Genomic DNA, 26329 nt, shown 5'->3' on the forward strand with positions numbered 1-26329 from the left:
TTTCCCCCCGCCGTTGCGGCAGCTCAAGCACCTTGGGCTCACCGACATCGATCTGCAGGCTGTGATCGAGCAATTTGCGCTCGACACGTTCCTCTTGCTCGCTGCGTTGTGACATGTGGTTGGCACAGCCGCTGACCAGCAGGGTGCCGCACAAGGCGGCACCACCGAGGCCTAAGGTGTTTCGCTTGAACATGACGCCTCTATATCCGGTATCAGCGGCGGATGCGGGCCTGAAGGAAGGACAGCACCTCGGCGACCGGCAGCGCTTGTGCGTCGGCCTCGGTACGGCTCTTGTATTCCAGGTTGCCTTCGGCCAGGCCGCGGTCGCTGACCACGATCCGGTGTGGAATGCCGATCAGCTCCATGTCCGCGAACTTGATGCCCGGGCTGGTTTTCTTGTCACGGTCGTCCAGCAACACTTCGAAGCCGGCAGCGGTCAGTTCCGCGTACAGCTTGTCGGTGGCTTCGCGAACCTGCTCGGTTTCGTAGCGCAACGGCACCAGGGCAATCTGGAATGGCGCGAGAGTGTCGCTCCAGATGATCCCGTTTTCGTCGTTGTTCTGCTCGATGGCAGCCGCTACCACGCGGGACACGCCGATGCCGTAGCAACCCATTTCCAGGGTGACCGGCTTGCCGTTCTCGCCCAGCACTTCGCACTTCATCGCTTTGCTGTACTTGTTGCCCAGCTGGAAGATGTGCCCGACTTCGATGCCGCGCTTGATTTCCAGGATGCCTTTGCCGTCCGGGCTCGGGTCGCCGGCCACAACGTTACGCAGGTCGGCAACGGTCGGAACAGGCAGGTCGCGCTCCCAGTTCACGCCGAAGTAGTGTTTGTCATCGATGTTGGCACCGATGCCAAAGTCGCTCATCAGTTCGACCGAACGGTCGATGATGATCGGCAGCGGCAGGTTCAACGGGCCGAGGGAACCGGCGCCCGCGCCAATGGCGTCGCGCAGTTCGCTTTCCGAGGCCATGACCAGAGGGCTGGCAACGCCTGGCTGGTTGGCCGCCTTGATTTCGTTCAGCTCATGGTCGCCACGGATGATCAGGGCAATCAGCTTGCCTTTTTCTTCAGCGTGCACCACGAGGGTCTTGATGGTTTTCTCGATCGGCAGGTTGAAGCCTTCGACCAGTTGCGCGATGGTCTTGGCGTTCGGCGTGTCGACCAGGCGCAGTTCTTCAGTCGGAGCGGCGCGCGAGGTTTCCCGTGGCACGGCTTCGGCTTTCTCGATGTTCGCGGCGTAGTCGGAGCCGTTGCTGAAAACGATGTCGTCTTCACCGGACTCGGCCAGCACGTGGAACTCGTGGGAGCCGGCACCGCCGATGGAGCCGTTGTCGGCTTCAACAGGGCGGAACTTCAGGCCCAGACGGGTGAACACGTTGCAGTAGGCCTGGTGCATGCGGTCGTAGGTGACCTGCAGCGAAGCCTGGTCGGCGTGGAACGAGTAGGCGTCCTTCATGATGAATTCGCGGCCGCGCATCAAGCCGAAGCGCGGGCGGATTTCGTCACGGAATTTGGTCTGGATCTGGTACAGGTTTATCGGCAGCTGCTTGTAGCTGCTCAACTCGTTGCGCATCAGATCGGTGATGACTTCTTCGTGGGTGGGACCTGCGCAGAAATCGCGACCGTGGCGATCCTTGAAGCGCAGCAGTTCAGGGCCGTACTCTTCCCAGCGCCCGGATTCCTGCCACAGCTCAGCCGGTTGCGTGCTCGGCATCAACACTTCGAGAGAGCCGGCGGCGTTCATTTCTTCACGAACGACGGCTTCGACCTTGCGCATTACCCGCAAGCCCATCGGCAGCCAGGTGTACAGGCCCGAGGCGAGTTTGCGGATCATGCCGGCGCGCAGCATCAGCTGGTGGCTGATCACGACCGCGTCGGAAGGCGTTTCTTTTTGTGTGGCGAGCAAAAATTGACTGGTGCGCATGGTTGGCCGTTATCGATTGCTGATGACGAGAAATGACGGAGCATTGTACGGGTGAGTTCCGCTGGCGTACAGGCGTGCGGTCGGTGGTGTGGCAGGAGGGCGCGATTCACTCGGCCCTCCGCGACTTTTCCAGGGCCAAGAACCTACGATTCTTCGGCGACCGGGGTCTGCACCGGTTCCGGTGTAGGTGTCGGGCCTGCGCGGCGGTTTTCCTGGAACCAGTGCAAGGCGATCAACAGCAGGGTCGGAACGCCCAGCAGGGCGGTAATCAGGAAGAAGTCGTGATAACCGAACTTCTCCACCATGACCCCGGAGTAGCCGCCGATCAGGCGTGGCAGTAGCAGCATGATCGAGCTGAGCAGGGCGTACTGGGTGGCGGAGAACTTGAGGTTGGTCAGGCTCGACAGGTAGGCGACGAAGGCGGAGGTGGCCAGGCCTGAACTGAAATTGTCCAGGGAGATGGTCAGCACCAGCATGTTCAGGTTGGGGCCCATGTCGGCGAGCATCAGGAACAGGATGTTGGTCGCCGCAGAAGCGAAGCCGCCGATGAACAGGATCGGCAGGATGCCGAAACGCACGATCAGCAGGCCGCCCATGCCGGCGCCGACCAGGGTCATGATCAGGCCGAAGATCTTGCTGACGCTGGCGATCTGGTCCTTGGTGAAGCCCTGGTCGATATAGAACACGTTGGCCATCACACCCATGACCGTATCGGACATCCGATAGGTGGCGATCAAGCCGAGCAACAGCAGCGCTTGCCAGCGGTATCGCAGGATGAAATCGTTGACCGGCGTAAGTACCGGCGCCAGGCCGCGACGGCCCATGGCCGAGAGGCACAGGGCGGTGAGCGTGATATAGAGGATGGCCCGCAGGAACGCGCGGTCTTCAAGCAGCAGATCGAGCAGGCTCACGCCTTCGAACAGTACGCTGGCAAAGTCGGTGTTGTAGAGCTGGGTGAACATGGCCGGCACGGACACCAGCAATATGATCAGCACGAATACCGAAGCCAGTTGGTGCACGAAGCTGTAGCGTCCGGCTTGCAGTTGCGTGCGTAACGGCACGGGCGGTTCGCGCATGAACAGTGAAGTCAGCAGTGCCGGGACCATCAGCAACCCGAACAGGATATAAGTGCCGGCCCAGGCCGAATGCTTGTAGTTGAAGCCGGTGGAGCCAAAGCCTTCGGCGAAATACAGCGCGCCTGCAGTCGCCAGCAGCGCAGCAACCCGGTAACCGGACATGTAGCTGGCGGCCAGGGCGGCCTGACGATTGTCTTCGGCGATCTCCAGGCGATAGGCGTCTACCGCAATATCCTGCGTCGCCGAGGCAAAGGCGACGATCACTGCGATAGCGATGAGCCAGGAGAGATGCTTTTGCGGGTCGCAGAACCCCATCCCGATCAGGCCAAGGATGACCAGTGCCTGGGACAACACGAGCCAGGATCGTCGTCGACCGAGTTTGCCGAGCAATGGCAGTCGCCACTGGTCGAGCAGCGGTGACCAGACCCATTTGAAGGCGTACGCCAGGCCGATCAGGCTTGCATAGCCAATGGTTTCGCGAGCCACGCCGGCTTCACGCAGCCAGACCGAAAGCGTCGAAAACACCAGCATGTAAGGCAGGCCGGCGGCGAAACCGAGCAGCAACAGCACGAGTGTCGAGGGGCTGGCATAAGCGGCGAGCGCGGCGCGCCAGGTTTTACGGGGCATGGGCTGGAGTCTGCCTCAAGAAATACGGAAACAAAGCGCGCACTCTAACCGCTGTGCTCTACCGGGCGCCAGCCATGGCGCTGAATATCAACACGATTATTCAGGACACTGATGCCCTCCATGCGTAATCGTGCGCGCTGCTCATCCCCCGAAGGGCTGCCAACCGGCAGGCTGATACGTCCGTTTGCGCCCAGGACGCGATGCCAGGGCAACTTGCTGTCGCTCGGCAATTGGCTGAGGGTGCGGCCGACCCAGCGGGCGGCGCGACCCAGTCCTGCCAGCTCGGCCAATTGACCGTAGCTGACGACTTTGCCCTCGGGAACTTGCGCCAGTGTCAGATACAACGCCGTGCGTCGGATTTGCGCCGCACTCTCGGGTTCATCGCTTGGATCGGTCACGTCCGTCATTCCTGAACAAGTCTGCTTTACCATCTGTAGAGTAATTCCTGTACAGGCAGTTGAGAAATGAACTCACCAGAAATAGTCGGGTCAGTCCTTGTCAGGGCCTTGTTCCTACGGATAATGCCGACTTTTCTTGCAAGCCTGAGCCTGTATTTTGCTTATGTTGTCCAGATCCCTGTTGTGTCTTGCCGTCCTCGGTGCTTCCACGCCCTTGCTTGCCGATACCGTGTGGTTGAAGAACGGTGACAAGCTGAGCGGCAAGATCACGCTGTTCGATGGCGGCAAGCTGCTGCTCCAGACCGAGTACGCCGGTGCGGTGACGATCGACTGGAAACAGGTCAAGACCCTGGACAGCGATCAGGAGTTGCTGGTCAAGCAGGATGCGTACACTGGCGAGAAAGCCAAGTCGCTGAAAGCGGCGGACGCCGGCAAGGTCACGCTGGCCAATGGCGAAGCACCGAAGACGGTCGAACTGGCGAGCATTCAGCAGATTCTCAAGCCAAAACCGGTGGTCGAGGATCTGGTGTGGAAAGGCAACGTCGATATCGCGCTGGATTATCAGCGGGCGGAAAACGATACCGATGACTACGGCATCGATTTCAAGACCAGTGCGCGTCACGGTCGCTGGCGGCATACCGCCGAAGGCGAATACAACCGCGAGTTCCAGGACAGCGTGGTGACCACCGACAACTGGCGGGCCGAGTACTCCATCGACCGATTCCTGACCGAACAATGGTTCTGGCAGGGACGCCTGGTCTACAAGCGCGACAAGGTCGAAGACCTTTCCCGTCAGCGCACCGTCGGTACCGGTCCCGGCTATCAGTTCTGGGATGACGAACTCGGGGCGTTCTCCCTGGGCTCGCTGGTCAACCACACGGACTATGAGTTCTCTGATGGCAGCAAGGACAATTTCTACGCCCTGGCCATGAAGTGGGACTACAACCGCTACCTGATCGGCAAGCGTGTCGAGTTTTTCACTAATGGTGAGGTCGGCAGGCCGCTGTCGGAAGTGGCCGACTACGCACTCGATGCCGAGATGGGGTTGCGCTACAAGGTGACTGACTGGGCTTCGCTGAACCTGAAGGCGGAGCGGGACATCATCAGCGGCACCGACGATGCGGATCTGGACAAGACACGCTACACCGCAGGGTTTGGCGTGACCTGGTAAGAAAATCAAAAGATCGCCGCCTTCGACAGCTCCTGCAAGATCAGCACAGGGGCAGGGGCTGTCGAAAGCGGCGATCTTTTTTGTGTGGACAAAACACCCGCCCACAAAAAAGCCCCGCTGTTGAGGGCGGGGCTTTTTACTAAAGCAAGTACAAGTTAGATAACTTGAACTTCTTCAGCTTGCATGCCTTTCTGACCGCGGGTAGCGATGAAAGAAACCTGTTGGCCTTCTTTCAGGCTTTTGAAGCCGTCGGACTGGATAGCTTTGAAGTGAACGAACAGGTCGTCACCGGATTGTGGAGTGATGAAGCCGAAGCCTTTTTCATCGTTGAACCACTTAACGGTACCGGTTTGGCGATTAGACATGGTGTAACTCCTTGAACAAAGATAACTGCGACTCAGGAAGAACCCTGGCCGAGACTGAGTGCAAAGAGCAGGAAAAATTCTTGTAGATGGTTGGATCGAAATTCAACATATCGTGTAGAGATTCTCAGTGACACAAGCAGCACAGTGACGCCACCTTAACCCTTTTTCCGGAACGTGCCAATGCTTCTTGCACAGGTTTCTCTGTTTTAAGGATCGGCGGTGTGACGGTTCGTCGCCAGCGCAGGTAATTCCTGCCTGTTCGGCGAGAATTGCACCGCGGACTTTGAACCCGGCGGCGCGCCCGGTAAGATGCCGGACAGAATTTTTCGACCTCGCTATTCAGGACACCCGCCATGAGCATCAAATCGGACAAGTGGATTCGCCGCATGGCGCAAGAGCACGGCATGATCGAGCCTTTCGTCGAGCGCCAGATGCGCGGCAGCGACGACAGCCGTGTGATCTCCTACGGCGTGTCAAGCTACGGCTACGATGTGCGCTGCACTAATCATTTCAAGGTGTTCACCAACATCAACTCGGCGATCGTCGACCCGAAAAACTTCGATGCCGGCAGCTTCGTCGACATCCACAGCGACGTGTGCATCATTCCGCCGAACTCCTTCGCCCTGGCCAGCACCGTCGAATACTTCCGCATCCCGCGTAATGTATTGACCATTTGCCTGGGCAAAAGCACCTACGCACGCTGCGGCATCATCGTCAACGTCACGCCGCTCGAGCCTGAGTGGGAAGGTCATGTGACCCTGGAGTTCTCCAACACCACCAATCTGCCGGCGAAAATCTACGCGAACGAAGGCGTGGCGCAGATGCTGTTCCTCGAGTCGGACGAAGAGTGTGAAGTGTCCTACAAGGACCGTGGCGGCAAGTACCAGGGCCAGCGTGGCGTGACCCTGCCTCGCACCTGAGTCAACCGTCCGACAAATACCGGGAATTCCTGAGCGGGCGTACACTCTACGGAGTGTACTGCTCCGATCCGCGCAAGGCGGGTCGGGCCATCGCTCAGGAGTGCCGAATGAAGATCGATCCACGAATCAGTGCCGAACTGGCAAGGCTTGAACCCAATCAGGTTGGCGTTCTGGCCTGGTACTTGATGGCACATCCACCCGTCAGCATGGCGGGGGGCATCCCCGGTCAGCCTGACCCTGATACCCCGAACGAAGAGCCGATGGAGCCTGGTGAACCCACTTTGCCGGATGAGCCACCACCTGCGCCCGTTGTCTGATTGAATTGAATGTGGGAGCGAGCCGAGCGGGCTCGCTCCCACAGGTTTTGCATTAGGCGTTACTTCAGGTTGCCACTCAGGAACTGCTTCAACCGCTCGCTTTTCGGATTGCCCAGCACGTCTTCCGGCGCGCCTTCTTCCTCAACCAGGCCCTTGTGCAGAAACAACACCTGGCTCGACACTTTGCGGGCGAAGCTCATTTCGTGGGTCACCATGATCATGGTCCGGCCTTCTTCGGCGGCCCTGGATCACCTTGAGCACTTCACCCACCAGTTCCGGGTCCAGCGCCGAAGTCGGCTCGTCGAACAGCATGACTTCCGGCTCCATGGCCAGTGCCCGGGCAATCGCGACCCGCTGTTGTTGACCGCCGGACAGGAATGCCGGGTACTGGTCCGCCACGCGGGAGGCCAGCCCCACCTTGTCGAGGTAGCGCCGGGCGCGGTCCTCGGCTTCTTTCCTGTCGCACCCCAGTACCCGGCGCGGAGCCATGGTGATGTTTTCCAGCACCGTCATGTGGCTCCACAGGTTGAAGTGCTGGAACACCATGGCCAGACGGGTGCGAATCCGCTGCAGTTCGTTGGCGTCGGCCACGTGCATGCCGTGACGATCCTTGATCATGCGGATGTTCTGCCCGTCGAGGCTCATGGCGCCGTCGTTGGGTTGTTCCAAAAAGTTGATGCAGCGCAGAAAGGTACTTTTACCCGAGCCGCTGGCGCCGATCAGGCTGATGACGTCGCCGGTCCTGGCCTTGAGTGAAACACCTTTGAGGACTTCATGGTCGCCATAGCTTTTATGCAGGCCTTCGATGGTCAATTTGTACATGGGGCATGCATCCTCAAGGCGAAAGTAGATAGCCGCTGCGATAGGCTTCGGTGCCCGCGACGTGGGCGATCACCATGCCGGCAGTGGCCATGCGGCGCAGCGAACGGGCGTACATCAACCCGGCGGCGGAGCAATGAACGGGGGTGACGCGATCGTTGATCGGATCAATGATCTCGGCGATCAGTTGCCCGGCTTCCAGGTACTGGCCCGGCAGCGCGGTGAACACCAGCAGCCCGCCGACAGGCGTGGCCACCGGTTCTACACCGGCCAGCGGTGTCGCCGGGTAGGGCAGCTCGGGCAGGGGCGCGGGTTCGCCGGCGATCGCGCCGAAATGGATCAGATAGTCGATCAACGCCTGGCAGTCGAGGCTGGCCAGCGGGTGATTGACGTCGCCCTGGCCGCGCAATTCGACGGTCACGGAAAAACTGCCTGGTGCAATGTCAAAGTGTTCGCCGAAGCGTTCCTTCAACTGCCACCAGAGCAGGGTGAAGCATTCGTCGAACGACTGGCCACCGGAATCGGTTGCCAGCAGGCTGGCTTCGGCGCCGATGTAGCGGGCCAGCGACTCGACCTGCGGCCAGGCTTCAGGTGTGGTGTAGAGGTGCGTGACCGCTTCGAAATCGCAATGCAGGTCGAGCACCATGTCGGCGTCGCAGGCCAGTCGCTGCAGGGTCAGGCGCTGGGATTGCAGTTGGGTGTCGGCGGTCTGCCGGGCCAACGCATCGCGCAGGCTGCTGCGGATCAATTGCTGATTGTGCTGCGGATCGTCACCGAGCTTGCCCTCGATCGCGTTGCCGACTTCTTCACTGAGGTCGACGAACCAGCGGTTGAAGTTCTGGCCACTTTCCAGTTCGTAGCGGCCCAGCGGCACATCCATCAGCACTTGTTCCAGGCCCACGGGGTTGGCGATGGGCACCAGCACGATTTCGCTACGCAGGCGCCCGGCGGCTTCCAGCTCCGCCAGACGTTGCTTGAGGTGCCAGGCCACCAGCATGCCGGGCATTTCGTCGGCGTGCAGGGAGGCCTGGATGTAGATCTTGCCGTTGGCCGGTTGTGGGCCGAAGTGAAAACTGTGGATCTGTCTCGCGGTCCCCGGCAGCGGGGCCAGCAGGTCATGTTTCTGGTGGCGCATCTGTTGTTCCTGAAGCAGGTTGAGACCTAGTGGGTCGGCCCGAGGAAGGCCAGCCATCGGCGTTCGGCAAGGCGGAACAGGCCGACCAGCGCAAACGTGACGGTCAGGTAGATCAGCGCGGCGATGCCGAACGACTGGAAGGTCAGGAAGGTCGCCGAGTTGGCGTCCCGTGCGACTTTCAGAATGTCCGGGATGGTTGCGGTGAAGGCCACGGTGGTCGAGTGCAGCATCAGAATCACTTCGTTGCTGTAGTAAGGCAACGAGCGACGCAAGGCCGACGGCATGATCACGTAGGCATACAGCCTCCAGCCGGTCAGGCCATAGGCCTTGGCCGCTTCGACTTCACCATGGGCCATGCTGCGAATCGCCCCGGCGAAGATCTCCGTGGTGTAGGCGCAGGTGTTCAGGGCGAACGCCAGGATGGTGCAGTTCATCGCATCGCGGAAGAAGCTGTCGAGCAGCGGCTGCGCGCGTACGGCGGCCAGGCTGTAGATCCCCGTGTAGCAGATCAGTAGTTGGATATACAGCGGCGTACCGCGGAACAGGTAGGTGTAGAACTGCACCGGCCAGCGAATGTAGAAGTGTGGAGAAACCCGGGCGATGGACAGCGGAATCGACACGATGAAGCCGAAGAAAATCGAAGCGCTGAGCAGCCACATGGTCATGGCCAGGCCGGTGATGTTCTGCCCGTCGGTGTAGAGGAAGGCTTTCCAGTATTCCTGCAGGAGTTCGATCATCGTACGGCCTCCCGTGTGCCTGCGGAGTAACGACGTTCGAGCCAGCGCAGAATGAAGTTGGACGCGCTGGTGATCACCAGGTAAATCAGCGCGGCAAGTACCAGGAAGTAAAACAGCTGATAGCTGCTTTTGCCGGCGTCCTGGGCAGCCTTGACCAGATCGGCCAGGCCAATGATCGATACCAGCGCGGTGGCCTTGAGCATCACCATCCAGTTGTTACCGATACCCGGCAGGGCATAACGCATCATCTGCGGGAACACCACGATCCAGAAGCGCTGGCCACGCTTGAGGCCATAGGCGGTGGCCGCTTCGACCTGACCCCGTGGGACGGCGAGAATCGCGCCACGGAAGGTTTCGGTGAAATACGCACCATAGATGAAGCCCAGGGTAATGACCCCGGCACTGAACGGGTTGATCTCGATGTATTCCCATTCCATGAAATCGGTAAACGAGGTCAGCCAGGTTTGCAGGCTGTAGAAAATCAGCAGCATCAGAACCAGGTCCGGAACGCCGCGAATGAGTGTGGTGTAAAGCTGGGCGGGCACGCGCATCAGTTTGACTTTTGACAACTTGGCACTGGCGCCGAGCAGTCCGAGCAACACGGCTACCAACAGCGACAACGCTGACAACTTGATCGTCATCCAGGTGCCTTGCATCAGCAACGGACCGAAGCCCTTGAGGCTGAAGGCTGAGAGCCCCAGATTTTGTAAAAGGTTTTCGAACATAAATCAGCAACCTGATCGGAAGAAAAAAGCGCCCATCGCGAGATGGGCGCCGGGCATTATTTGCCGCTGTACAGATTCAGATCGCCAAAGTGTTTCTTCTGAATGGTGGCGTAGGTGCCATCATCGTGTAACGCTTTGATACCTTTATCCAAAAGCGCTTTCAGCTCGGTGTTACCTTTCTTAATACCGACCGCTGTTTTGGCCGGCAGCAGTTCATTGTCGACCGGCTTGCTGACTTCGTAGTCGGCACCCTGTGGCGACTTCAGGAAGCCCAGTTCGGCTTGCAGCATGTCCTGGATCCCTGCATCGAGACGACCGGAAGTCAAGTCAGCGTAGACCTGATCCTGGTTGGCGTAGGCCTGGGTTTTTACGCCGGCTTTGTCCAGAATGGCTTTGGCATAGGCTTCCTGAATGGTGCCTTGTTCGTAGCCGACGGTTTTGCCCTTGAGGGACGCGACGTCTGCGGTCACGCCGGAACCTTTCTTGGACACGTAAGCGGTTGGGCCGGAGAACAGCTCGCTGGAGAAGTCGATGACTTTTTCGCGGGCCGGGGTAACGGTCATCGACGAGATCACACCGTCGAATTTGTTGGCCTTCAGGCCAGGGATCATGCCGTCGAAGTCACTTTCGACCCACTTGCACTTGACCTTCAGTTCGGCGCAGATCGCGTTCCCCAGATCGATGTCAAAGCCTACCAGGTTGCCATCGGCCGCTTTCGACTCGAACGGTGCGTAGGAAGGGTCAACGCCGAAACGCAGCTCTTTGTACTCCTTCGCCATGGCGGAGCCAGCAGCCACGCACAACGCCAGTGCAGAAAGGGTCAGCAATGCTTTTTTCATTATTCAATCCCTAAATACCAATATGAGCGCTCGTGGCGCAGAATTGTTGTTACTGGAACGCGTGAGACCTATTGAAAGTAGCAATTTCCGAACCAGAGTGCCGAACAAGCGTTTAAAAAGGTGCTTGGAAATGGCCGGAGACAGATTTATGCACGAAAACGTGCGCAGGGAAATGGCCGCACCGGTTCGGTTCAAAAAGAAAAAATATCGAGGATGAAAAGAGGGCCTGGCTGAGCAGATTTTTCAGGGGCGTCAACGTGTCGGCTTCGTCGACCGACTTGTCCTTGCGCCAGCGCAACCGCGAAGGCGATTCAACATTCAACCTCTCTTTTGAATGTCAGACCGCTTTCGCGAGCAGGCTCCCACAGATACAGCGCAGGTTTATTTTCCCGGCGTCAGAGTCAACCGCGCCTTGCCATAGGCGTTGTCGAAGTTCTGCGGCTGCATCGGCAGGCTCATGTATTGGCCCTTGAGCCACGGTTCGATGCTGTTGAGGTAATTCGGGCTGGCCGGGTTGCCGGACTGGCCGGTGCCGTTCTGCGCCATCAGCGGTTCGGACTGGCCGAAGTCGACGATAAAGCGCATGGCTGGCGCCAGCGTGGTGTTGAAGTCCTGACCCCAGGCGAAGGCGGCGGTGTTGAGTGTAGTGTGATCGCCCCCGGCCGGCAGCGGTCCGCGTACGGTCTGGCCGCTGCTGTTCTTCCATTCATAGCGATGCAGTTTGCCCCACTGCCAGGCTTTGTGATCGCTGCCCAACTGGCTGTCGCCTGCGCTGATCGCTGCGGCGAGGCTGCGAGCGAGGATGGCCGGTTTGTCTTCTTTCTGCGCGGTGCGCACATCGTCCCAGAACGGGCTGTCCTCACGCCCGAGCAAATGATCGGCCTGGGCCGAGTAGGACAACTTGCCGTCGGCGACAAAGGCCTTCCATGCCGGACTGCTTTCCGGGCCCAGTTCATCGAGGAAGATCTGCCGGGTACTTTCCTGCAGGAACAACTCGTAGATTGCCGCATCGGTGGCGGTCGGGCCGAGTTTGCCGTCGAATGCCATCAAGCGGCTGTAGGCCTCGTGTGCCTTGGCGCGATCGGTCGCCGGCAAGGCGTCGATGGCCTGTTTGAGTGGCTGGGCCATGCCCGGCGCTTCAAACATCTTCTTCAGCTTGGCAGCGAAGGTCGTGGTCTGGTCGTATTGCATGGCGATCAGGCTGCGGCTGTCATGTTTGCCTGTGCCGGCCAGTTCGGCCAGGCGCTCGCCGCGTTCCGGAGCGGCCCAGGAGTTGGACAACTGCATGCCGTAGCCATGGGGAATGACCCGCTGGTTGGCAGTGCCGAGCCAGCCTTGGGCCGGGTCCTGGTCGTACGGGTGCAGCATCGGGTCGGCATAACCGTCCCAATCGTAGCGGCCTTCCCAGCCCGGCGAGGGCAGTAGGCCTTCGCCTTCGCGGCGGTTCGGGTAGCGGCCGGTGACTTGCCAGCCGATGTGGCTGGCATCGGCAAACAGCAGGTTCAGCGCGATGGCGCGGATTTCGCGGCTGGCATCCGAAGCTTTCTCGACGCTCTGGGCGCGGGACAGGTCGAAGAACGCGTCCAGGCTCTTGTCGTCGGTGAAGCTCGGCATCTGCAAGGCCAGGCCGAAACCATTGGCCAGAGTGGTGCCCTGGGCACTGTTGAGCAGCGGGCCATGGCGGGTTTCGTACACGGCTTCGCGAATCGGTCGCTGGCCTTTGACGAAATAGGTTTCGTTGCGCACGATCGCCGGCTGCCATTTCCCGGCGTTCTCGTAGGTAAGCCCGTTGCCCTGGCGTTTGATTTTCTCCAGGAACAGGTCCTGGTTGTCGCCCATCACGGACGTCATGCTCCACGCCACTTTGCCGTTGAAACCACCGAGCACCATCGGCAGGCCGGCAATGGTCACGCCGGACGCCTGATACTTCGGCGCGCGAATCTGCACGTAACTGAACAGCGAAGGCACGCCCAGCGGGCCGTGACTGTCACTGGCCAACAGGCTCTTGCCGCTGCGGCTGCGCTGCGGGGCGATCGCCCAGTTGTTCGACGAGGTGGCACCCAGCAGATTGAGGTCCGACAGTTGCCCAGTGGCTTTACCGAGTTCGGCCAGCCCCGGGACTTGCCCGTTGAGCTTGAGTCCTTGCAGTTTTTCGCTTTCGGCGACCGGCAGTTTTTCGTCGGGAGCCGACGGTGTCAGCCAGGCGAGTTTGTCGGTGGTGACGGACTGGGCCAGTACCAGCGAGGAAATTTCTTCCGGCAGGTTGGTCGACTGGCTGAAGTTCAGCAGGCAGAAAATCAGCGCCGAATCTTCCGGCTGCCAGTATTCAGGCTTGTAGCCGGTGGCCGCCAGGTCCGCCGGCAGTTTGTCGCGGTAGCGGAACAGATAGGCATTGACGCCCCGCGCATAGACTTCGAAGAAACGCTTGAGGCGCGGCGAAGAGGCCTTGTACAACTCGCCGGCACTTTTCTTCAGGTTGACCGCCCGCATGTAACGGTCGGCATCCAGCAGGTCCGCGCCCTGCATCTCGGCCAAACGGCCCTGGGCCAGCAGGCGCAGGGTGACCATTTGCGTGATGCGGTCGCTGGCATGCACGTAACCGAGGGTGAACAGCGCGTCGTGGAAACTGTTGCTTTCGATCAGCGGCATGCCCATGGTATTGCGGCGCACCGAAACGTTCTGCGCCAGGCCCTTGAGCGGTTGTACGCCGGAGGTCGGCGGGAGGGTGTCCTGGGCGTTGAAGTTCTGACAACCGGTCAGGCTCAAGACACCGGCCACTGCTGCGGCAACGCCGAACCGGGGTAGAAAATGAGTAAGGGCTGGCGAGGCCATGGCAAAGCTCCTGCGGGGGTAGAGGCGGCGCGAAATAAAGGCGCTACGTTAGTGAGCGGGAGGTGGCCGCGCAAGCGGGCTGCAAGGTTATTTGAGGATTTGTCTGATAAACCGAAAGGATCCTGCCTTGCCAGTCGCAGTGGGTGATGTTGAAGTGCGACACGGCCAACAATCCTGGAGAACCGTCGGCATGGAGCTCAAGACAAACGCGGCACTGATCATCATCGATCAACAAAAAGGCATCCTTCACCCCAGACTCGGCCGCAGGAACAACCCGCAGGCCGAAGCGCGCATGCTGGAAATGCTCGACCATTGGCGGCGTACCGCTCGGCCGGTGATCCATGTGCAGCACCTGTTCCGGTCAGAGGACTCAGTGTTCTGGCCGCAGCAGTCGGGGGTGGAATTTCAGGAGCGTTTTGCACCAAGGGCCGGCGAACGCCTGATCCAGAAACAGGTGCCGGATGCGTTTTGTTCGACAGGGCTGGAGACTGAGTTGCGCGAGGCGGGGATCGGGCAGTTGATCATCGTCGGTGTCGCGACCCACAACTCGGTGGAATCCACGGCGCGGACCGCGGGCAACCTGGGGTTTGATACGTGGGTCGTCGAGGATGCGTGCTTTACCTTCGACAAGGCTGACTTTTTCGGCCATGCCCATAGCGCCGAGGAGGTGCATGTGATGTCATTGGGGAATTTGCACGGTGAGTATGCGACGGTGGTCAGTACTGCCTGTGTATTAACGGCTGACTGAAAAACCTGTAGGAGCGAGCTTGCTCGCGATGGTGTGTCAGCTACACAGGTGTCGACTGACAGTCCATCGCGAGCAAGGGAACTGCATTCACAGCACAGGCCTGTTCGCGAAGACGATTCAACAGGCGAAGCCAATCTTCGCCCGAAGCATCAAGCGCCGTGGCACTTCTTGAATTTCTTGCCGTTGCCGCACGGGCATGGATCGTTGCGGCCGACATCTTTCAGGGCGTTGCGCACCGGTTCCTGGTGAGCGTGGCCGCAGTTCGGGCCGTGGACGTGGCCGTGGTCGTGATCATGGTGGTGATGGTCATGATCGTGGTTGCAGTCAGGGCCATGGACGTGGGGTTGCTGGGTCATCGGTGTTGCTCCGGAATTAAATCGGCGGGGATTATCACGCCATTGCGCGCCAGGTGCACGTAGTGGGCGATGAATATACCGGTTTCCAGTTCACCTTCCAGACGATAAGGAACGGGCTGATCGGGTTTTTTCAGCTGTTTGACCAGGTCACGCACCTTTGACCACAGGTTGGTGCGGATCGGCACCTTGAAGTAGGCGCTGTGTTTGGGGCCGACGGTGAACCAGTGTTCATGCTCGCCTTCGGCCAGCAGAATGTCACCCAAGTGAATGCGGTACTCCAGACTGCGCACCGTCAGGTCGCTGTCGTTGGGGTTGTCGATGCGAAAATGCAGGAGGAGTTTCTGTTCCAGCAATTTGGCGCGGACCACCTCTATCTTCACCAGATGGACTTCGGGGTCCGGCAAGTCGTCGCCGAACCACGATACGCAGCCGCCGAGTCCCAGTGTCAGGAACAACGTGAGCAAATAGAGTGCGCCGCGGCGGATGATCATCGTAGTGTTTCTCCCTTGAGCCCCAGTCTAGACCCAAAAGATCGCAGCCTTCGGCAGCTCCTGCGAGGTGGGCAGGCATTCCCTGTCCTAGCTGCTGAAATACCCCGCGCAACACTTCTTGAACTTCTGCCCGCTCGCGCACGGGCAGGCGTCATTGCGTCCGGCCTTGAGCGGCACGGTGGGGTCGATGAAATACCAGCGCCCGGTGTTTTGCACAAATGACGAACGCTCGCGGTGGCTGTGCTCGCCACCGCTGTCGTGCCACCGCGCGGTGAAGGTCACGAAGGCGTGTTCAGGCTGGCCACCCAGTACTTCGGAGCTTTCCACCTCAAGGCCCAACCATGTGCTTTGCGCGCTCCAGTCGCTGATCGATTGACGGTCCAGGCCGGCCTGTTGGGCAGGCAGGGTGGTGGCCACCAGATAATCGACCAGTCCCAGCACATAGGCGCTGTAGCGCGAGCGCATCAAGGCTTCCGCGCACGGCGCCGGGTGCCCGGCATGGTAGTGACCGCAGCAGGCGTCGAGCGGGGTGCCGCTGCCGCAAGGGCAAATGGATGTACTCATTGCATTACCACCAGTATTTCCCGAAGTTTTCCGGATTGGCCCAGAAGCGCGAATTGAGCCAGTCGGGGACTTGTTTGTATTCAAGCAGATCGTAGGTAAACAGGGTCAGGACCTGTTCGTCCCGTTGAAAGCGTTCGCTGGCTTGCAGGGCCAGGGAGAAAAAGTCGGTTTCCTGCCAGCCGCAGGCCGGCAGATCCGCCAGCACGGCGATGCGGCTGGCGTTGAGGTTGCGGATGCCGCCCAGCAGGTTCAGGCCGTCGCGCTTGGGCAAGTGCTCCAGGCAATCGACCGCCAGGGCCAGGTCGAATCGGCGGGCTGCCAACTCGGTGGGCAACGGCCCGGGGGCAGCGCAAGCGACGCTGCTGTCAGGGTGAGCAAGTTTGAAAGCTTCCAGTGCCGGGAACTCGCTGGCACCGATCAGCAACAGGCGCGCGGGGGCATATCGGTCAAGTAAAGCGGCCAGTGCCTGTTGCGGCGTGCGTGAAGAAATATCTGCAGTCATCGAAGATCCTCAATCAGATCTGCCAAGACTAGCCTGCCCGAAGGTTCGGGCCTAGAGCGGCTTGGCGACAAAAGCGCCAACCTGTCGCTAAAGCGTGAATAAACAGCATGGCCTATTGCTGGCGGAGTTTAAAACTCGGGTCTTTACTACCTGAATCGGTTCTAAGCCGATCCTTCAGGAGAAAACTAGATGAGCATAGTTCGGACAGCATTACCCTTGGTTCTGCTAACCAGTGTCTTGACTGGTTGCGCAGGTTTGCAGAAAACCGATTGGCCGACCTGCGCGGCGGTTGGTGGTGTCGTGGGCGCGGGCCTCGGTGCGACCGAAAGCTCGGCATGGGCAGGGTATGGTGCTCTGCTCGTCGGCGGCACGGCAGCGGCCTATTGCTGGGTTCACGGGGATGGCGACGAAGACGGCGACGGTGTGCCGGACAGCCGTGACAAGTGCCCAGGCACGCCAAAAGGCGTTCAGGTCGATGCCAATGGTTGCCCACCACCGGCACCTGTGGTCGAAGAAGCGGTTGTGGTCAAGGAAGAAACCATCGTCATCCGCGATGTTCACTTCCAGTTTGATAAAGCCACGCTTACCTCGTCCGACAAAATGGTACTCGACAAGATTGCCACTCGCCTGAAAGCCGAAGCCCCGACTGCCAGACTGACCGTCACCGGTCATACCGACAGCGTGGGCAGCGACACCTACAACCAGAAACTGTCGGATAAACGCGCCCACTCGGTGGTTGAATACCTCATCTCGCAAGGCGTACCTCGCAGTAACTTCGTGTCGGTTGTCGGTGCCGGTGAAAGCCAGCCGGTTGCTGACAACAAAACCGCTGACGGTCGTGCACAGAACCGTCGTACGGAAATCAAAATCGAGCGTTAAGCCCCCCTCGCATCCGCGCCTTGTGCAGTCGCGGATGCGGGTCTTTACTCCTGTGTAACCGGTACTGGCCGGGGACACAGGAGCTTTCAACATGATCGTTCTCACAAGGACCGTCTTGCCGGTTCTGCTACTTGGCAGCCTCTTGACCGGCTGCGCGACCCACAGCGATGGTACTGCCCCCCTCAATCAACGAACCTGGCCAATTTGCAGCCTCATTGGCGGCCTGGTCGGTGGTGGTCTGGGCGCCATCGAGAGTGGCAGTTGGGCTGCGGGCGGCGCGGCGCTGGGTATCTTGTCCGGCGGCTTGATCTGCTATGCCCAGGATGGCGACGAAGACGGCGACGGCATTTTCGACCGACGCGACCGTTGTCCTGACACCCCCGCCAATACCTCGGTCGATCATCACGGTTGCCCGGCGCCGCAGTATCCGGCCGCCAGCGTCAAACCCGAGGCCGCACAGTCCGAAGTCATCACCCTGAGCGATGACGTGCTGTTTGCCTTCAATCAATCCGACCTGACCCCGACGGCGAAGAGTCGTCTGGATGCATTGATGAGCAAGTTCGAGGATGCCGATGTGGTCAGCATCAAGGTGGTCGGCCATACCGACAGCGTCGGTTCGGATGCCTATAACCAGGCCTTGTCGGAGCGACGCGCCAGCAGCGTGGCGGAGTACTTGCTGAGCCAGGGTGTGGTGCCGAACAAAGTCACCAGCGAAGGCAAGGGCGAGCGTCAGCCGATTGCCGACAATGAAACGGAAGAAGGTCGTGCGAAAAACCGTCGCGTGGATCTGCATATAAACCGCTGAGCCAAGAGATAGAGCCGTCGAGCGACAGTTGTGAGCGCAGCGACGGCCGTTCGGCGGCCTCCATGAAGAATTTTCCGTTGCCCTCTGGCTTAACCCGCGTGGAAGCCGTTACTGTGCGTGCAAACAATAATTCTCATCGGGGGAGCGTATGAAAGTCATATGGGGGCTGGGGCGGTTATTGACCCTGGTGTTCTGGTCGGTGGTGCTGGTCAACCTGCTCACGCCGTTCGTCTTTCCGCTGCACCCGTTGGTCAATCTGGCCGGCGGCCTGTTGGGATTCATCCATCTACTGGAAGCATTGCTGTGTTATCGCAGCCTGCGGGGGCGCACCCATCCCTGGCTTGACCGCCTGAAGATCGTCATTTTCGGCGTATTCCATCTGCAAACCATTCCAGCCCCTACCGCTTCGAAGGCTTCCCATGCGTAAACTCTGCCTGCTCGCCGCATTCATCAGCCCATTGGCCTGCGCACAGGTGGTGAGTGTCGAACCCAACTCGTTGATGCGCTTGCCCAACACCGCCAGCGCCCTGCAACTGGAGCGCCTGGAAGTGGCCGATTACGGCACCTTGCTGATTCCCTCGAACGTCACCGAAGTCACCGTGGGTGAATTGCATCTGGGGCGTGAAGCGCGTATCGCCATCGTGCCGGGGGAGCAGGCGCTGGCGCTGAAGGTCCATCGCGCCGATTTGTCCGAAGGCAGCCAGATCACTGCCCGTGGTGCACCCGGGACCTATCAGAAGGCTGCTCGGTCCGGACGCAATCTTGATTTGCAGATCAAGGCACTGAACGCAGCGCAATTGATCGTTGATGCCCGTGGTGGCGCGGGTGCACCGGGGTTTGTCGGTCTCGATGGGGCTAATGGCCAGGAACCGGGGTGCACCTGGGGCCAGGCCGGTCGCGGCGCCGATGGCAGTGATGGCAGCAATGGTCAGCCGGGGGCGCCAGGGGCGCTGGTTAAACTGGCGGTGCCGCACGACTTCCCGGCAGACCGAATCAAGGTTCAGGTGGCTGGCGGTGCCGGTGGCCTGGCCGGCCCGGGCGGCAAGCCGGGCGCGGGTGGCAAGGCCAAGGGTTGCCTGATCTACAAGGCCGATGGCGGCAAGAGCGGTAAACCCGGGGCTGATGGTCAGCCTGGGCCAGAAGGGGCGGCGGGTTCGGTGACGGTTCAGCGGTTATAAGCAGTCGCCCAAATGTGGGCTGTCTGTCAAACCGCTATCGCGAGCAGGCTCGCTCCCACAGGATTTTCTCAGTCCCTGTGGGAACGGGCTTGGTCCGGGCGGCGTGCCGACGAAGCGTTTAAAACGTCGGCCGAACCGACGCAATCGCCACCACCACCAACCCCACCAGCAAATTAATCCCCACCACCCTGCGAATCCTCCCCAGCGCTGCAGCCCCCACCGGCCAATCCTGCTCGGCCACGGCGGTGCGCAGTTCCGGCAGCATCAGCGCCTGAATACGGATAAACAGCGCGGTCATCACCACATACAAGCCCATCATCACCTGCACATAGCGCGGCGCGTTTTCAAAACCGGTGAAGTGCAGATTCAGCATGCCCACGCCGCTGACCGGCAACAGCACGACCGCCACCCAGACCCAGCGGAAAAAGCCTTGAAACACTTCTATCCATAACTTCAGCCGGGCAGGGCCTTCAAGTGCCTTGATCGCGGCGGGGCGCAGGACCATCCAGGCGAAAAACATGCCGCCGACCCAGACCAGAGCGGCCAGTACATGCAGGCTATAAATGAGGCTAAAAGGTGTCATTGGGTTACTCCGTTCTGCGCGGGATTCATTAGCGGGGTATGATAGCCGCCGAACCGAACCACTGAAAATTTATCCAGCGTTTTTTGCGCCCGACAATCCATGATCAGCACCGAACTCAAAACCACGATCCAGGGCGCCTATTCGCGTTTTCTCGAAGCCAAGAGCCTCAAGCCGCGCTACGGCCAACGCCTGATGATCGCCGAAGTTGCCAAGGTCCTGGGTGACATCGACACCGACGACGAAGGCCGGCGCAGTGGCGACCCCGCGATAGTCGCGGTGGAAGCCGGCACCGGTACCGGCAAGACCGTGGCCTACAGCCTGGCGGCGATTCCCACGGCGAAGGCCGCCGGCAAGCGCCTGGTGATCGCCACAGCCACCGTGGCCCTGCAAGAGCAGATCGTCTACAAGGACTTGCCCGACCTGATGCGCAACAGCGGGCTGAATTTCAGCTTCGCCCTGGCCAAGGGGCGTGGGCGCTACATGTGCCTGTCCAAGCTCGACATGTTGCTCCAGGAAGGCCACGCACAGACCGCCACAGCACAGTTGTTCGAAGAAGAAGGCTTCAAGATCGAGGTCGACGAGGCCAGTCAGAAGCTGTTTACCAGCATGATCGAAAAACTCGCCGGCAATAAATGGGACGGCGACCGCGACAGTTGGTCAACCGCCCTGGAAGACGCCGACTGGGCGCGCCTGACCACCGATCACAGCCAGTGCACCAACCGCCATTGCCCGAACTTCGGCCAGTGCGCTTTCTACAAGGCCCGCGAAGGCATGGGCAAGGTCGACGTGATCGTCACCAACCACGACATGGTCTTGGCTGACCTGGCCCTGGGCGGCGGCGCCGTGCTGCCGGACCCGCGCGACACCATCTACGTATTCGACGAAGGCCATCACCTGCCGGACAAGGCCATCGGCCATTTCGCCCATTACACGCGCCTGCGCTCCACCGCCGACTGGCTGGAAACCACCGCCAAGAACCTCACCAAACTGCTCGCCCAGCATCCGTTACCGGGCGACCTGGGCAAGTTGATCGAGCAGGTCCCGGAGCTGGCCCGTGAGATCAAGACCCAGCAGCAGTTCATGTTCACCGCGTGCGAGCAGATTGCCGATTTCAAACCGGGCGAAGACGTTGAAGGCCGCGAGCGCCCGCGTCATCGATTCGTCGGCGGGGTGATTCCCGAGCACATGCGTGAAATGGGCATCGAACTGAAGAAAGGCTTCGCACGGCTGACCGATTTGTTCACCCGCCTGACCGACCTGCTCAAGGAAGGCATGGACGGCGAAGTCAACATTGGCATCGCCAGCAACCAGGCTGAAGAGTGGTATCCGCTGTTCGGCAGCCTGTTGTCCCGCTCTTCCGGCAACTGGGAGCTGTGGACCGCCTTCACCGTCGAAGACCCGGAAGACAACCCGCCCATGGCCCGCTGGCTGACCCTGGCCGAAAGTGGTTCGCTGTTCGACATCGAGGTCAACGCAAGTCCCATCCTGGCGGCGGAAATGCTCCGGCGCAATTTGTGGAACGTGGCGTATGGCTGTCTGGTGACCTCGGCGACCTTGACTGCGCTGGGCACCTTCGACCGCTTCCGCATGCGCGCCGGCCTGCCGAAAAAAGCCGTGACGGCGGTGGTGCCAAGCCCGTTCCATCATGCCGACGCCGGTGTGTTGCGGGTGCCGAACCTGAACGCCGACCCCCGTGATGCGGCCGCGCATACCGCCGCGATCATTCGTGATCTGCCTGAGTTGGTCGAAGGCTCGCGGGGCACCCTGGTGCTGTTTTCCTCGCGTAAACAGATGCAGGACGTGTTCGATGGCCTCGACCGTGACTGGCGCAAGCAAGTGTTCATTCAGGGCAACCTGTCGAAACAGGAAACCCTGAACAAGCACAAGGCGCGAGTCGATGGCGGCGATTCCAGCGTGTTGTTCGGCCTGGCGAGCTTCGCCGAAGGGGTCGACTTACCCGGTGCCTATTGCGAGCACGTGGTGATTGCCAAGATTCCTTTCTCGGTGCCCGATGATCCCGTCGAAGCAGCCTTGTCCGAATGGATCGAGGCCCGGGGCGGCAATCCGTTCATGGAAATCTCCGTACCAGACGCCTCGCTGAAGCTGGTCCAGGCCTGCGGTCGCTTGCTGCGTACCGAAGAAGACCGCGGCACCATCACCTTGCTCGACCGGCGCCTGGTGACCCAGCGCTATGGCAAAGCCATCCTCAACGCGTTGCCGCCGTTCCGTCGAGAAATTTCCTGACGCACCGGTGGGCAGTTTTGCCCGCCGCGTTGTCTATCTCTCTGCCATCGCTTTTCCACTGGCCCATTGAAGGTCGTTAGGGAGAATTTCGTTCTCATGATTTGCCGTTCGTTGCCTGCCGTTTTTGCCCTGCTGTTCGCAACACCTTTGCTGGCCGCTCCCGCCGGCCAGCAGACGCTGTTCAACTTTGTGCGCCCCGCCGACGTGGTCCAGGTGGCGACTCAGGATGCCAGCCTGCCGCAGTCCAACGCCGAGCAAACCCCCGAGGGCGAAGTGCTGCGCCGGGTGACGTTCAACCCGGTCGCCCGGCCGACGTTGCGCCTGACCCCGCAAACCGGCGCCTGGGACTGGTCGCAGTCGGGCGTCATGAGCCTGCGGATCCAGAGCGCGATGAACTGGGCCGTGACCCTGTATGTGACAATCCAGAGCAACGACGGCAAGACCCTGGTCAGCCGCGTCGATTTGCCGGCGGGACCTGCACAAACCCTTTTGGTGCCGCTGCAAGCGACATCCCCGTTGAGCCAGGGCATGAAGGCTGGTCCGCCGATGCCGATGACCGTCGATGGCCAGCGTGTGTTGCTGGCCAGTAGCGCCGGTGAGCTGGATCGCAGAGAAGTGGTGTCGGTGAGTTTGTCGATGGACCAGCCGAAAGCCGCGCAGAGCATCCTGCTGGAGCGCTTTGGCGTGCAGGATGGTGAGTCAGTCACCCAAGCCGTGTACGGCGGGTTGGTGGATGCTTACGGCCAGTCGACCCGGGGCAAATGGCCGGAAAAGATCAGCAGCGACGAACAACTCAAAGGCGCCGCGAGCAAGGAGCAGCAACAACTGAAAACCTGGCTGGCCGAGCGCGAAAAGTCCTCCCTGGACAAATTCGGTGGTTTGACCAAAGGCCCATCCTTCAAGGCCAGCGGCTTTTTCCGCACAGAGAAGCGTGACGGTCGCTGGTATCTGGTGACGCCTGAAGGCCACCCGTTCTATTCCCTCGGGGTCAATACCGTGGCCCCGGATGTCAACCAGACCTATGTTGCCGGCCGCGAGTGGATGTTCGAATCCCTGCCCAAGGCTGACGAGGCGCTGGCCAACCTCTATGGCGAAGGCGACAACCGTGGCGGCAATGGGGCCGATCAAGGGCGCGGCTACAATGCCGGGCGCTGGTACGACTTCTACGCTGCCAACCTGCAACGCCTGTATGGTGATCCTTGTGCGTTGGGCAGCGAAACCAAAGCTGGCGTCGCCGAGGCGGCCAAGTCCGAAGCAACGGTAGCGCAAGCGGCAGAGGCAAAGGCTGTCGAACCGTGCAAAGCGAAGTTCGACGAGCAGCGCTGGGCCAGTCACACCCTTGATCGCTTGCAGGCCTGGGGTTTCAACACCATCGGCAACTGGAGCGCCCCGGTACTGGGTAACGCTGATCGCGTGCCGTACACCTTGCCGCTGTCGATTGTCGGCGACTACGCCAGCATCAGTACCGGCACCGACTGGTGGGGCGGCATGCCCGACCCGTTCGACCCGCGTTTTGCCATGGCCACCGAACGCGCCGTGGCGATTGCCGCTCGCGACCATCGTGACGATCCATGGCTGATCGGTTACTACGCCGACAATGAGCTGGCCTGGGCCGGTCCCGGCGATGACCCGAAAGCCCGTTATGCGCTGGCCTACGGCACCTTGAAAATGACCACCGACGTGCCGGCCAAGCGGGCGTTCCTCAAGCAACTGCGCGACAAGTACCGCAATCAGGATGGCCTGTCGAAAGCCTGGGGCATTGATCTGCCCGCCTGGGAACTGATGGAGGATCCGGGGTTCGTACCGCCGCTCCCGAGCGCCGAGCACCCGGAAATCGAAGCCGACTTCAAATACTTCCAGAAGGTCTTTGCCGACACTTACTTCAAGACCATCTCCGACTCACTTCAGTGGCACGCGCCTAACCAGCTGCTGCTCGGCGGACGGTTCGCCATCAGCACGCCGGAAGCCGTGGAGTCCTGCGCCCAGTATTGCGACGTGTTGAGCTTCAACATGTATACCCTGCAACCTCAGGATGGTTACGACTTCGCCAGGCTGCGTAGCCTCGACAAACCGGTGCTGGTCACCGAGTTCAATTTCGGCTCGACGGATCGTGGCCCGTTCTGGGGCGGCGTCACGCCGTTGGCGAAGGAGGAGGACCGTGGTGCGGCGTATGCCAACTTCCTCAAACAGGCCTTGGGCGAGCCGTCGATTGTCGGCGTGCATTGGTTCCAGTACCTCGATCAACCGGTCACGGGGCGCCTGCTTGACGGTGAAAACGGTCACTTCGGGCTGGTGGGCATCACTGATCTGCCGTTCCAGGGATTTGTCGACAGCGTGCGCAAGAGCAACCTGGCGACAGTCGAACAATTGGGCAAAGACGCCGAGAAGGCTGCGGCCGCCGCCGACAAAGCCAGCCACGACGCCGAGGGCGGCCGCAAGGCCGAGGCTGGCAAGGGGCCGGGGAAGGGCGCTGGTGGGCACTCCGGGAAAGGTCACTGAGACCTGACGAACCGCGTCATCGTTCTTCGCTGGCAAGCCAGCTCCTACAGGTATGACGCAATCTTGTAGGCGCTGGCTTGCCAGCGAAGGCGTCGTTTCAGTTTGCATAAAACGTAGCAACCGCCCGGCCCAACCCTGTTCCCAAAACCCTCAAGGGCTGGAACAATGCCCGCCACTTTGTAGAGCGTTAATCCGGGGAGTTGCGGGTGCAGATTCAGGGTCATTACGAGCTTAAGTTCGAGGCGGTGCGTGAGGCTTTCGCGGCGTTGTTCGACGATCCACAGGAACGTGGCGCCGCGTTGTGCATTCAGGTCGGCGGCGAAACGGTGCTCGACCTCTGGGCCGGCACTGCCGACAAGGACGGGGCCGAGGCCTGGCACAGCGACACCATCGCCAACCTGTTCTCCTGCACCAAGACCTTTACTGCAGTCACCGCGCTGCAACTGGTGGCCGAAGGCAAGCTGCAACTGGATGCCCCGGTTGCGCGCTACTGGCCCGAATTTGCCGCTGCCGGCAAGGAGTCTTTCACCCTTCGTCAACTGCTCTGCCATCAGGCCGGCCTTCCGGCATTGCGCGAATTACTGGCCCCCGAAGCCCTTTACGACTGGCAAACCATGGTCGACGCCCTGGCCGCCGAAGCGCCGTGGTGGACGCCGGGCGAAGGTCACGGTTACGCGGCGATCACCTATGGCTGGCTGGTCGGCGAGTTGCTGCGCCGTGCCGACGGTCGTGGGCCGGGTGAGTCTATCGTTGCGCGGGTCGCCAGACCGTTGGGCCTGGACTTCCATGTAGGGCTGGCCGACGAAGAGTTCTATCGCGTGGCCCATATTGCGCGGGGCAAGGGCAATGTCGGCGATGCCGCCGCCCAGCGCCTGTTGCAAGTGACCATGCGTGAGCCAACGGCCATGACGACCCGGGCGTTCACCAACCCGCCGTCGATCATGACCAGCACCAACAAACCCGAGTGGCGACGCATGCAGCAACCGGCCGCCAATGGCCATGGCAATGCCCGCAGCCTGGCCGGTTTCTACGCCGGCCTGCTCGACGGCAGCCTGCTGGAAAGCGAAATGCTCGATGAGTTGACTCGTGAGCACAGCCTCGGCGAGGACAAGACTTTACTGACCCGGACCCGTTTCGGTCTGGGGTGCATGCTCGATCAACCGGACGTTGCCAACGCCACCTTCGGCCTTGGCCCGCGCGCGTTTGGTCATCCGGGCGCTGGCGGCTCCATCGGTTTTGCCGACCCGGAGTACGATGTGGCCTTCGGATTTGTGACAAATACCCTGGGGCCGTACGTCTTGATGGACCCGCGCGCGCAAAAGCTGGTGCGGGTTCTGGCCACTTGTCTGTAAAAGCGGCTATCGGCTTCCAGGGCAGGAACCCGATAGCCTTTTCAGTTTCAAAGCGTCAGTTTGTACGGGCCGATGTGGCCAGATTTATTTGACTTCATTCTTGTGGATATCCAATGTCATCCAATAAAACTCTCGCCTTGGCCCTGTGCTTCGCTATTACCGGTTGCGCACAGACTCCACAGAAAGACGCGACGGCACCGGTCGCCAAGACTGAGAGCGGCAGCCACTGGTACTGGCCG

25 protein-coding genes and 3 pseudogenes are annotated in these 26329 nt (G+C 60.5%); 12 read left to right on the forward strand and 16 right to left on the reverse strand.

Going from position 1 to position 26329, the window contains the following annotated elements; genetic code table 11:
• The 4 genes and pseudogenes from PMI31_RS02640 to PMI31_RS02655 all read right to left on the reverse strand — a co-directional run.
• A pseudogene (locus tag PMI31_RS02640) lies at positions 1-193 on the reverse strand (hypothetical protein); the annotation flags it as partial.
• A 19-nt stretch (positions 194-212) separates the two neighbouring features.
• Entirely contained in the window at positions 213-1928 is a 1716-nt protein-coding gene (locus tag PMI31_RS02645; protein ID WP_008016046.1) for a proline--tRNA ligase, read from the reverse strand.
• A 143-nt stretch (positions 1929-2071) separates the two neighbouring features.
• Positions 2072-3631, reverse strand: a complete 1560-nt coding sequence (locus tag PMI31_RS02650; RefSeq protein ID WP_008016047.1) for an AmpG family muropeptide MFS transporter — start codon at positions 3629-3631, stop codon at positions 2072-2074.
• 44 nt (positions 3632-3675) lie between these two features.
• The gene (locus tag PMI31_RS02655) at positions 3676-4038 is read right to left on the reverse strand and encodes an MGMT family protein (RefSeq protein WP_443216973.1); all 363 of its coding nucleotides are present in this window, start codon (positions 4036-4038) and stop codon (positions 3676-3678) included.
• Between the two features lie 154 nt (positions 4039-4192).
• Here PMI31_RS02655 and PMI31_RS02660 point away from each other — a divergent pair, with 154 nt between their 5' ends.
• Positions 4193-5200, forward strand: a complete 1008-nt coding sequence (locus PMI31_RS02660) for a DUF481 domain-containing protein (RefSeq protein WP_008016049.1) — start codon at positions 4193-4195, stop codon at positions 5198-5200.
• 155 nt (positions 5201-5355) lie between these two features.
• On the opposite strand, the gene PMI31_RS02665 is transcribed toward PMI31_RS02660, so the two are convergent.
• Positions 5356-5565, reverse strand: coding sequence for a cold-shock protein (locus PMI31_RS02665; protein ID WP_002554837.1), 210 nt, complete (start codon positions 5563-5565; stop codon positions 5356-5358).
• Positions 5566-5918: 353 nt separating this feature from the next.
• Here PMI31_RS02665 and dcd point away from each other — a divergent pair, with 353 nt between their 5' ends.
• Both dcd and PMI31_RS02675 read left to right on the forward strand, forming a co-directional pair.
• Entirely contained in the window at positions 5919-6485 is a 567-nt protein-coding gene (gene dcd / locus PMI31_RS02670) for a dCTP deaminase (protein WP_007940589.1), read from the forward strand.
• 107 nt (positions 6486-6592) lie between these two features.
• Positions 6593-6802: a hypothetical protein gene (locus PMI31_RS02675; protein ID WP_043302162.1), complete on the forward strand. Its 210-nt coding sequence runs from the start codon at positions 6593-6595 to the stop codon at positions 6800-6802.
• 59 nt (positions 6803-6861) lie between these two features.
• Here PMI31_RS02675 and PMI31_RS02680 read toward each other — a convergent pair.
• The 6 genes and pseudogenes from PMI31_RS02680 to PMI31_RS02705 form a co-directional block, all read right to left on the reverse strand.
• Positions 6862-7624 (reverse strand): annotated as a pseudogene (locus PMI31_RS02680) (ABC transporter ATP-binding protein).
• Positions 7625-7637: 13 nt separating this feature from the next.
• On the reverse strand, positions 7638-8756 hold the full coding sequence (locus tag PMI31_RS02685; protein ID WP_008016052.1) for a succinylglutamate desuccinylase/aspartoacylase family protein: 1119 nt from the start codon (positions 8754-8756) through the stop codon (positions 7638-7640).
• Positions 8757-8782: 26 nt separating this feature from the next.
• On the reverse strand, positions 8783-9493 hold the full coding sequence (locus PMI31_RS02690; protein WP_008016053.1) for an ABC transporter permease: 711 nt from the start codon (positions 9491-9493) through the stop codon (positions 8783-8785).
• Positions 9490-10218, reverse strand: a complete 729-nt coding sequence (locus tag PMI31_RS02695) for an ABC transporter permease (RefSeq protein WP_008016054.1) — start codon at positions 10216-10218, stop codon at positions 9490-9492. The genes PMI31_RS02690 and PMI31_RS02695 overlap by 4 nt, the downstream gene beginning before the upstream one ends.
• 56 nt (positions 10219-10274) lie before the next feature.
• A complete protein-coding gene (locus tag PMI31_RS02700) occupies positions 10275-11057 on the reverse strand; it encodes a transporter substrate-binding domain-containing protein (protein ID WP_008016055.1) in 783 nt (260 codons plus the stop codon).
• A gap of 381 nt (positions 11058-11438) precedes the next feature.
• Positions 11439-13889, reverse strand: coding sequence for a penicillin acylase family protein (locus PMI31_RS02705; protein WP_008016056.1), 2451 nt, complete (start codon positions 13887-13889; stop codon positions 11439-11441).
• Between the two features lie 190 nt (positions 13890-14079).
• Here PMI31_RS02705 and PMI31_RS02710 point away from each other — a divergent pair, with 190 nt between their 5' ends.
• Positions 14080-14637 carry a cysteine hydrolase family protein gene (locus PMI31_RS02710; RefSeq protein ID WP_008016057.1) on the forward strand — a complete coding sequence of 186 codons (558 nt, stop codon included), beginning with the start codon at positions 14080-14082 and terminating at the stop codon, positions 14635-14637.
• A gap of 149 nt (positions 14638-14786) precedes the next feature.
• On the opposite strand, the gene PMI31_RS02715 is transcribed toward PMI31_RS02710, so the two are convergent.
• The 4 genes from PMI31_RS02715 to PMI31_RS02730 form a co-directional block, all read right to left on the reverse strand.
• Positions 14787-14993, reverse strand: a complete 207-nt coding sequence (locus tag PMI31_RS02715; RefSeq protein ID WP_007955014.1) for an SEC-C metal-binding domain-containing protein — start codon at positions 14991-14993, stop codon at positions 14787-14789.
• A complete protein-coding gene (locus tag PMI31_RS02720; protein ID WP_008016058.1) occupies positions 14990-15484 on the reverse strand; it encodes an LEA type 2 family protein in 495 nt (164 codons plus the stop codon). Before PMI31_RS02720 ends, PMI31_RS02715 begins: the two co-directional genes overlap by 4 nt.
• 87 nt (positions 15485-15571) lie before the next feature.
• On the reverse strand, positions 15572-16048 hold the full coding sequence (locus PMI31_RS02725) for a YchJ family protein (protein WP_008016059.1): 477 nt from the start codon (positions 16046-16048) through the stop codon (positions 15572-15574).
• Positions 16049-16052: 4 nt separating this feature from the next.
• On the reverse strand, positions 16053-16550 hold the full coding sequence (locus tag PMI31_RS02730; RefSeq protein ID WP_008016061.1) for a DUF6231 family protein: 498 nt from the start codon (positions 16548-16550) through the stop codon (positions 16053-16055).
• Positions 16551-16739: 189 nt separating this feature from the next.
• Here PMI31_RS02730 and PMI31_RS02735 point away from each other — a divergent pair, with 189 nt between their 5' ends.
• The 4 genes from PMI31_RS02735 (at position 16740) to PMI31_RS02750 (ending at position 19412) form a co-directional block, all read left to right on the forward strand.
• Positions 16740-17429: an OmpA family protein gene (locus PMI31_RS02735; protein WP_008016062.1), complete on the forward strand. Its 690-nt coding sequence runs from the start codon at positions 16740-16742 to the stop codon at positions 17427-17429.
• 91 nt (positions 17430-17520) lie between these two features.
• Positions 17521-18234, forward strand: coding sequence for an OmpA family protein (locus PMI31_RS02740; protein ID WP_008016063.1), 714 nt, complete (start codon positions 17521-17523; stop codon positions 18232-18234).
• 148 nt (positions 18235-18382) lie between these two features.
• Complete coding sequence (locus PMI31_RS02745; RefSeq protein WP_008016064.1) at positions 18383-18661, forward strand: DUF1145 domain-containing protein; 279 nt, start codon at positions 18383-18385, stop codon at positions 18659-18661.
• Entirely contained in the window at positions 18654-19412 is a 759-nt protein-coding gene (locus tag PMI31_RS02750) for a collagen-like protein (protein WP_008016065.1), read from the forward strand. The genes PMI31_RS02745 and PMI31_RS02750 overlap by 8 nt, the downstream gene beginning before the upstream one ends.
• A 118-nt stretch (positions 19413-19530) precedes the next feature.
• Here the strand turns inward: PMI31_RS02750 and PMI31_RS02755 are convergent, their stop codons facing one another.
• A complete protein-coding gene (locus PMI31_RS02755) occupies positions 19531-19995 on the reverse strand; it encodes a CopD family protein (RefSeq protein ID WP_008016066.1) in 465 nt (154 codons plus the stop codon).
• 99 nt (positions 19996-20094) lie between these two features.
• Between PMI31_RS02755 and dinG the strand changes: the two genes are divergently transcribed.
• From dinG to PMI31_RS30655, 4 genes and pseudogenes are all read left to right on the forward strand, one after another.
• On the forward strand, positions 20095-22239 hold the full coding sequence (gene dinG, locus PMI31_RS02760; protein WP_008016067.1) for an ATP-dependent DNA helicase DinG: 2145 nt from the start codon (positions 20095-20097) through the stop codon (positions 22237-22239).
• A 96-nt stretch (positions 22240-22335) separates the two neighbouring features.
• Positions 22336-24738, forward strand: a complete 2403-nt coding sequence (locus tag PMI31_RS02765; RefSeq protein ID WP_008016068.1) for a beta-galactosidase — start codon at positions 22336-22338, stop codon at positions 24736-24738.
• Between the two features lie 206 nt (positions 24739-24944).
• Positions 24945-26090, forward strand: a complete 1146-nt coding sequence (locus PMI31_RS02770) for an EstA family serine hydrolase (RefSeq protein WP_008016069.1) — start codon at positions 24945-24947, stop codon at positions 26088-26090.
• 113 nt (positions 26091-26203) lie between these two features.
• Positions 26204-26329 (forward strand): annotated as a pseudogene (locus PMI31_RS30655) (OmpA family protein); the annotation flags it as partial.

It is taken from the genome of Pseudomonas sp. GM55 (assembly GCF_000282395.1).
Classification (GTDB): Bacteria; Pseudomonadota; Gammaproteobacteria; order Pseudomonadales; family Pseudomonadaceae; genus Aquipseudomonas; species Aquipseudomonas fluorescens_CC.

Coding starts and splice junctions, on each gene's coding strand:
- PMI31_RS02645 (WP_008016046.1), bottom strand. CDS start 1,928: ATGCGCACCAGTCAATTTTTGCTCGCCACACAAAAAGAAACGCCTTCC.
- PMI31_RS02655 (WP_443216973.1), bottom strand. CDS start 4,038: ATGACGGACGTGACCGATCCAAGCGATGAACCCGAGAGTGCGGCGCAA.
- PMI31_RS02715 (WP_007955014.1), bottom strand. CDS start 14,993: ATGACCCAGCAACCCCACGTCCATGGCCCTGACTGCAACCACGATCAT.
- PMI31_RS02725 (WP_008016059.1), bottom strand. CDS start 16,048: ATGAGTACATCCATTTGCCCTTGCGGCAGCGGCACCCCGCTCGACGCC.
- PMI31_RS02720 (WP_008016058.1), bottom strand. CDS start 15,484: ATGATCATCCGCCGCGGCGCACTCTATTTGCTCACGTTGTTCCTGACA.
- dinG (WP_008016067.1), top strand. CDS start 20,095: ATGATCAGCACCGAACTCAAAACCACGATCCAGGGCGCCTATTCGCGT.
- PMI31_RS02710 (WP_008016057.1), top strand. CDS start 14,080: ATGGAGCTCAAGACAAACGCGGCACTGATCATCATCGATCAACAAAAA.
- PMI31_RS02650 (WP_008016047.1), bottom strand. CDS start 3,631: ATGCCCCGTAAAACCTGGCGCGCCGCGCTCGCCGCTTATGCCAGCCCC.
- PMI31_RS02705 (WP_008016056.1), bottom strand. CDS start 13,889: ATGGCCTCGCCAGCCCTTACTCATTTTCTACCCCGGTTCGGCGTTGCC.
- PMI31_RS02660 (WP_008016049.1), top strand. CDS start 4,193: ATGTTGTCCAGATCCCTGTTGTGTCTTGCCGTCCTCGGTGCTTCCACG.
- PMI31_RS02765 (WP_008016068.1), top strand. CDS start 22,336: ATGATTTGCCGTTCGTTGCCTGCCGTTTTTGCCCTGCTGTTCGCAACA.
- PMI31_RS02730 (WP_008016061.1), bottom strand. CDS start 16,550: ATGACTGCAGATATTTCTTCACGCACGCCGCAACAGGCACTGGCCGCT.
- PMI31_RS02685 (WP_008016052.1), bottom strand. CDS start 8,756: ATGCGCCACCAGAAACATGACCTGCTGGCCCCGCTGCCGGGGACCGCG.
- PMI31_RS02690 (WP_008016053.1), bottom strand. CDS start 9,493: ATGATCGAACTCCTGCAGGAATACTGGAAAGCCTTCCTCTACACCGAC.
- PMI31_RS02750 (WP_008016065.1), top strand. CDS start 18,654: ATGCGTAAACTCTGCCTGCTCGCCGCATTCATCAGCCCATTGGCCTGC.
- PMI31_RS02665 (WP_002554837.1), bottom strand. CDS start 5,565: ATGTCTAATCGCCAAACCGGTACCGTTAAGTGGTTCAACGATGAAAAA.
- PMI31_RS02745 (WP_008016064.1), top strand. CDS start 18,383: ATGAAAGTCATATGGGGGCTGGGGCGGTTATTGACCCTGGTGTTCTGG.
- PMI31_RS02755 (WP_008016066.1), bottom strand. CDS start 19,995: ATGACACCTTTTAGCCTCATTTATAGCCTGCATGTACTGGCCGCTCTG.
- dcd (WP_007940589.1), top strand. CDS start 5,919: ATGAGCATCAAATCGGACAAGTGGATTCGCCGCATGGCGCAAGAGCAC.
- PMI31_RS02700 (WP_008016055.1), bottom strand. CDS start 11,057: ATGAAAAAAGCATTGCTGACCCTTTCTGCACTGGCGTTGTGCGTGGCT.
- PMI31_RS02675 (WP_043302162.1), top strand. CDS start 6,593: ATGAAGATCGATCCACGAATCAGTGCCGAACTGGCAAGGCTTGAACCC.
- PMI31_RS02695 (WP_008016054.1), bottom strand. CDS start 10,218: ATGTTCGAAAACCTTTTACAAAATCTGGGGCTCTCAGCCTTCAGCCTC.
- PMI31_RS02740 (WP_008016063.1), top strand. CDS start 17,521: ATGATCGTTCTCACAAGGACCGTCTTGCCGGTTCTGCTACTTGGCAGC.
- PMI31_RS02735 (WP_008016062.1), top strand. CDS start 16,740: ATGAGCATAGTTCGGACAGCATTACCCTTGGTTCTGCTAACCAGTGTC.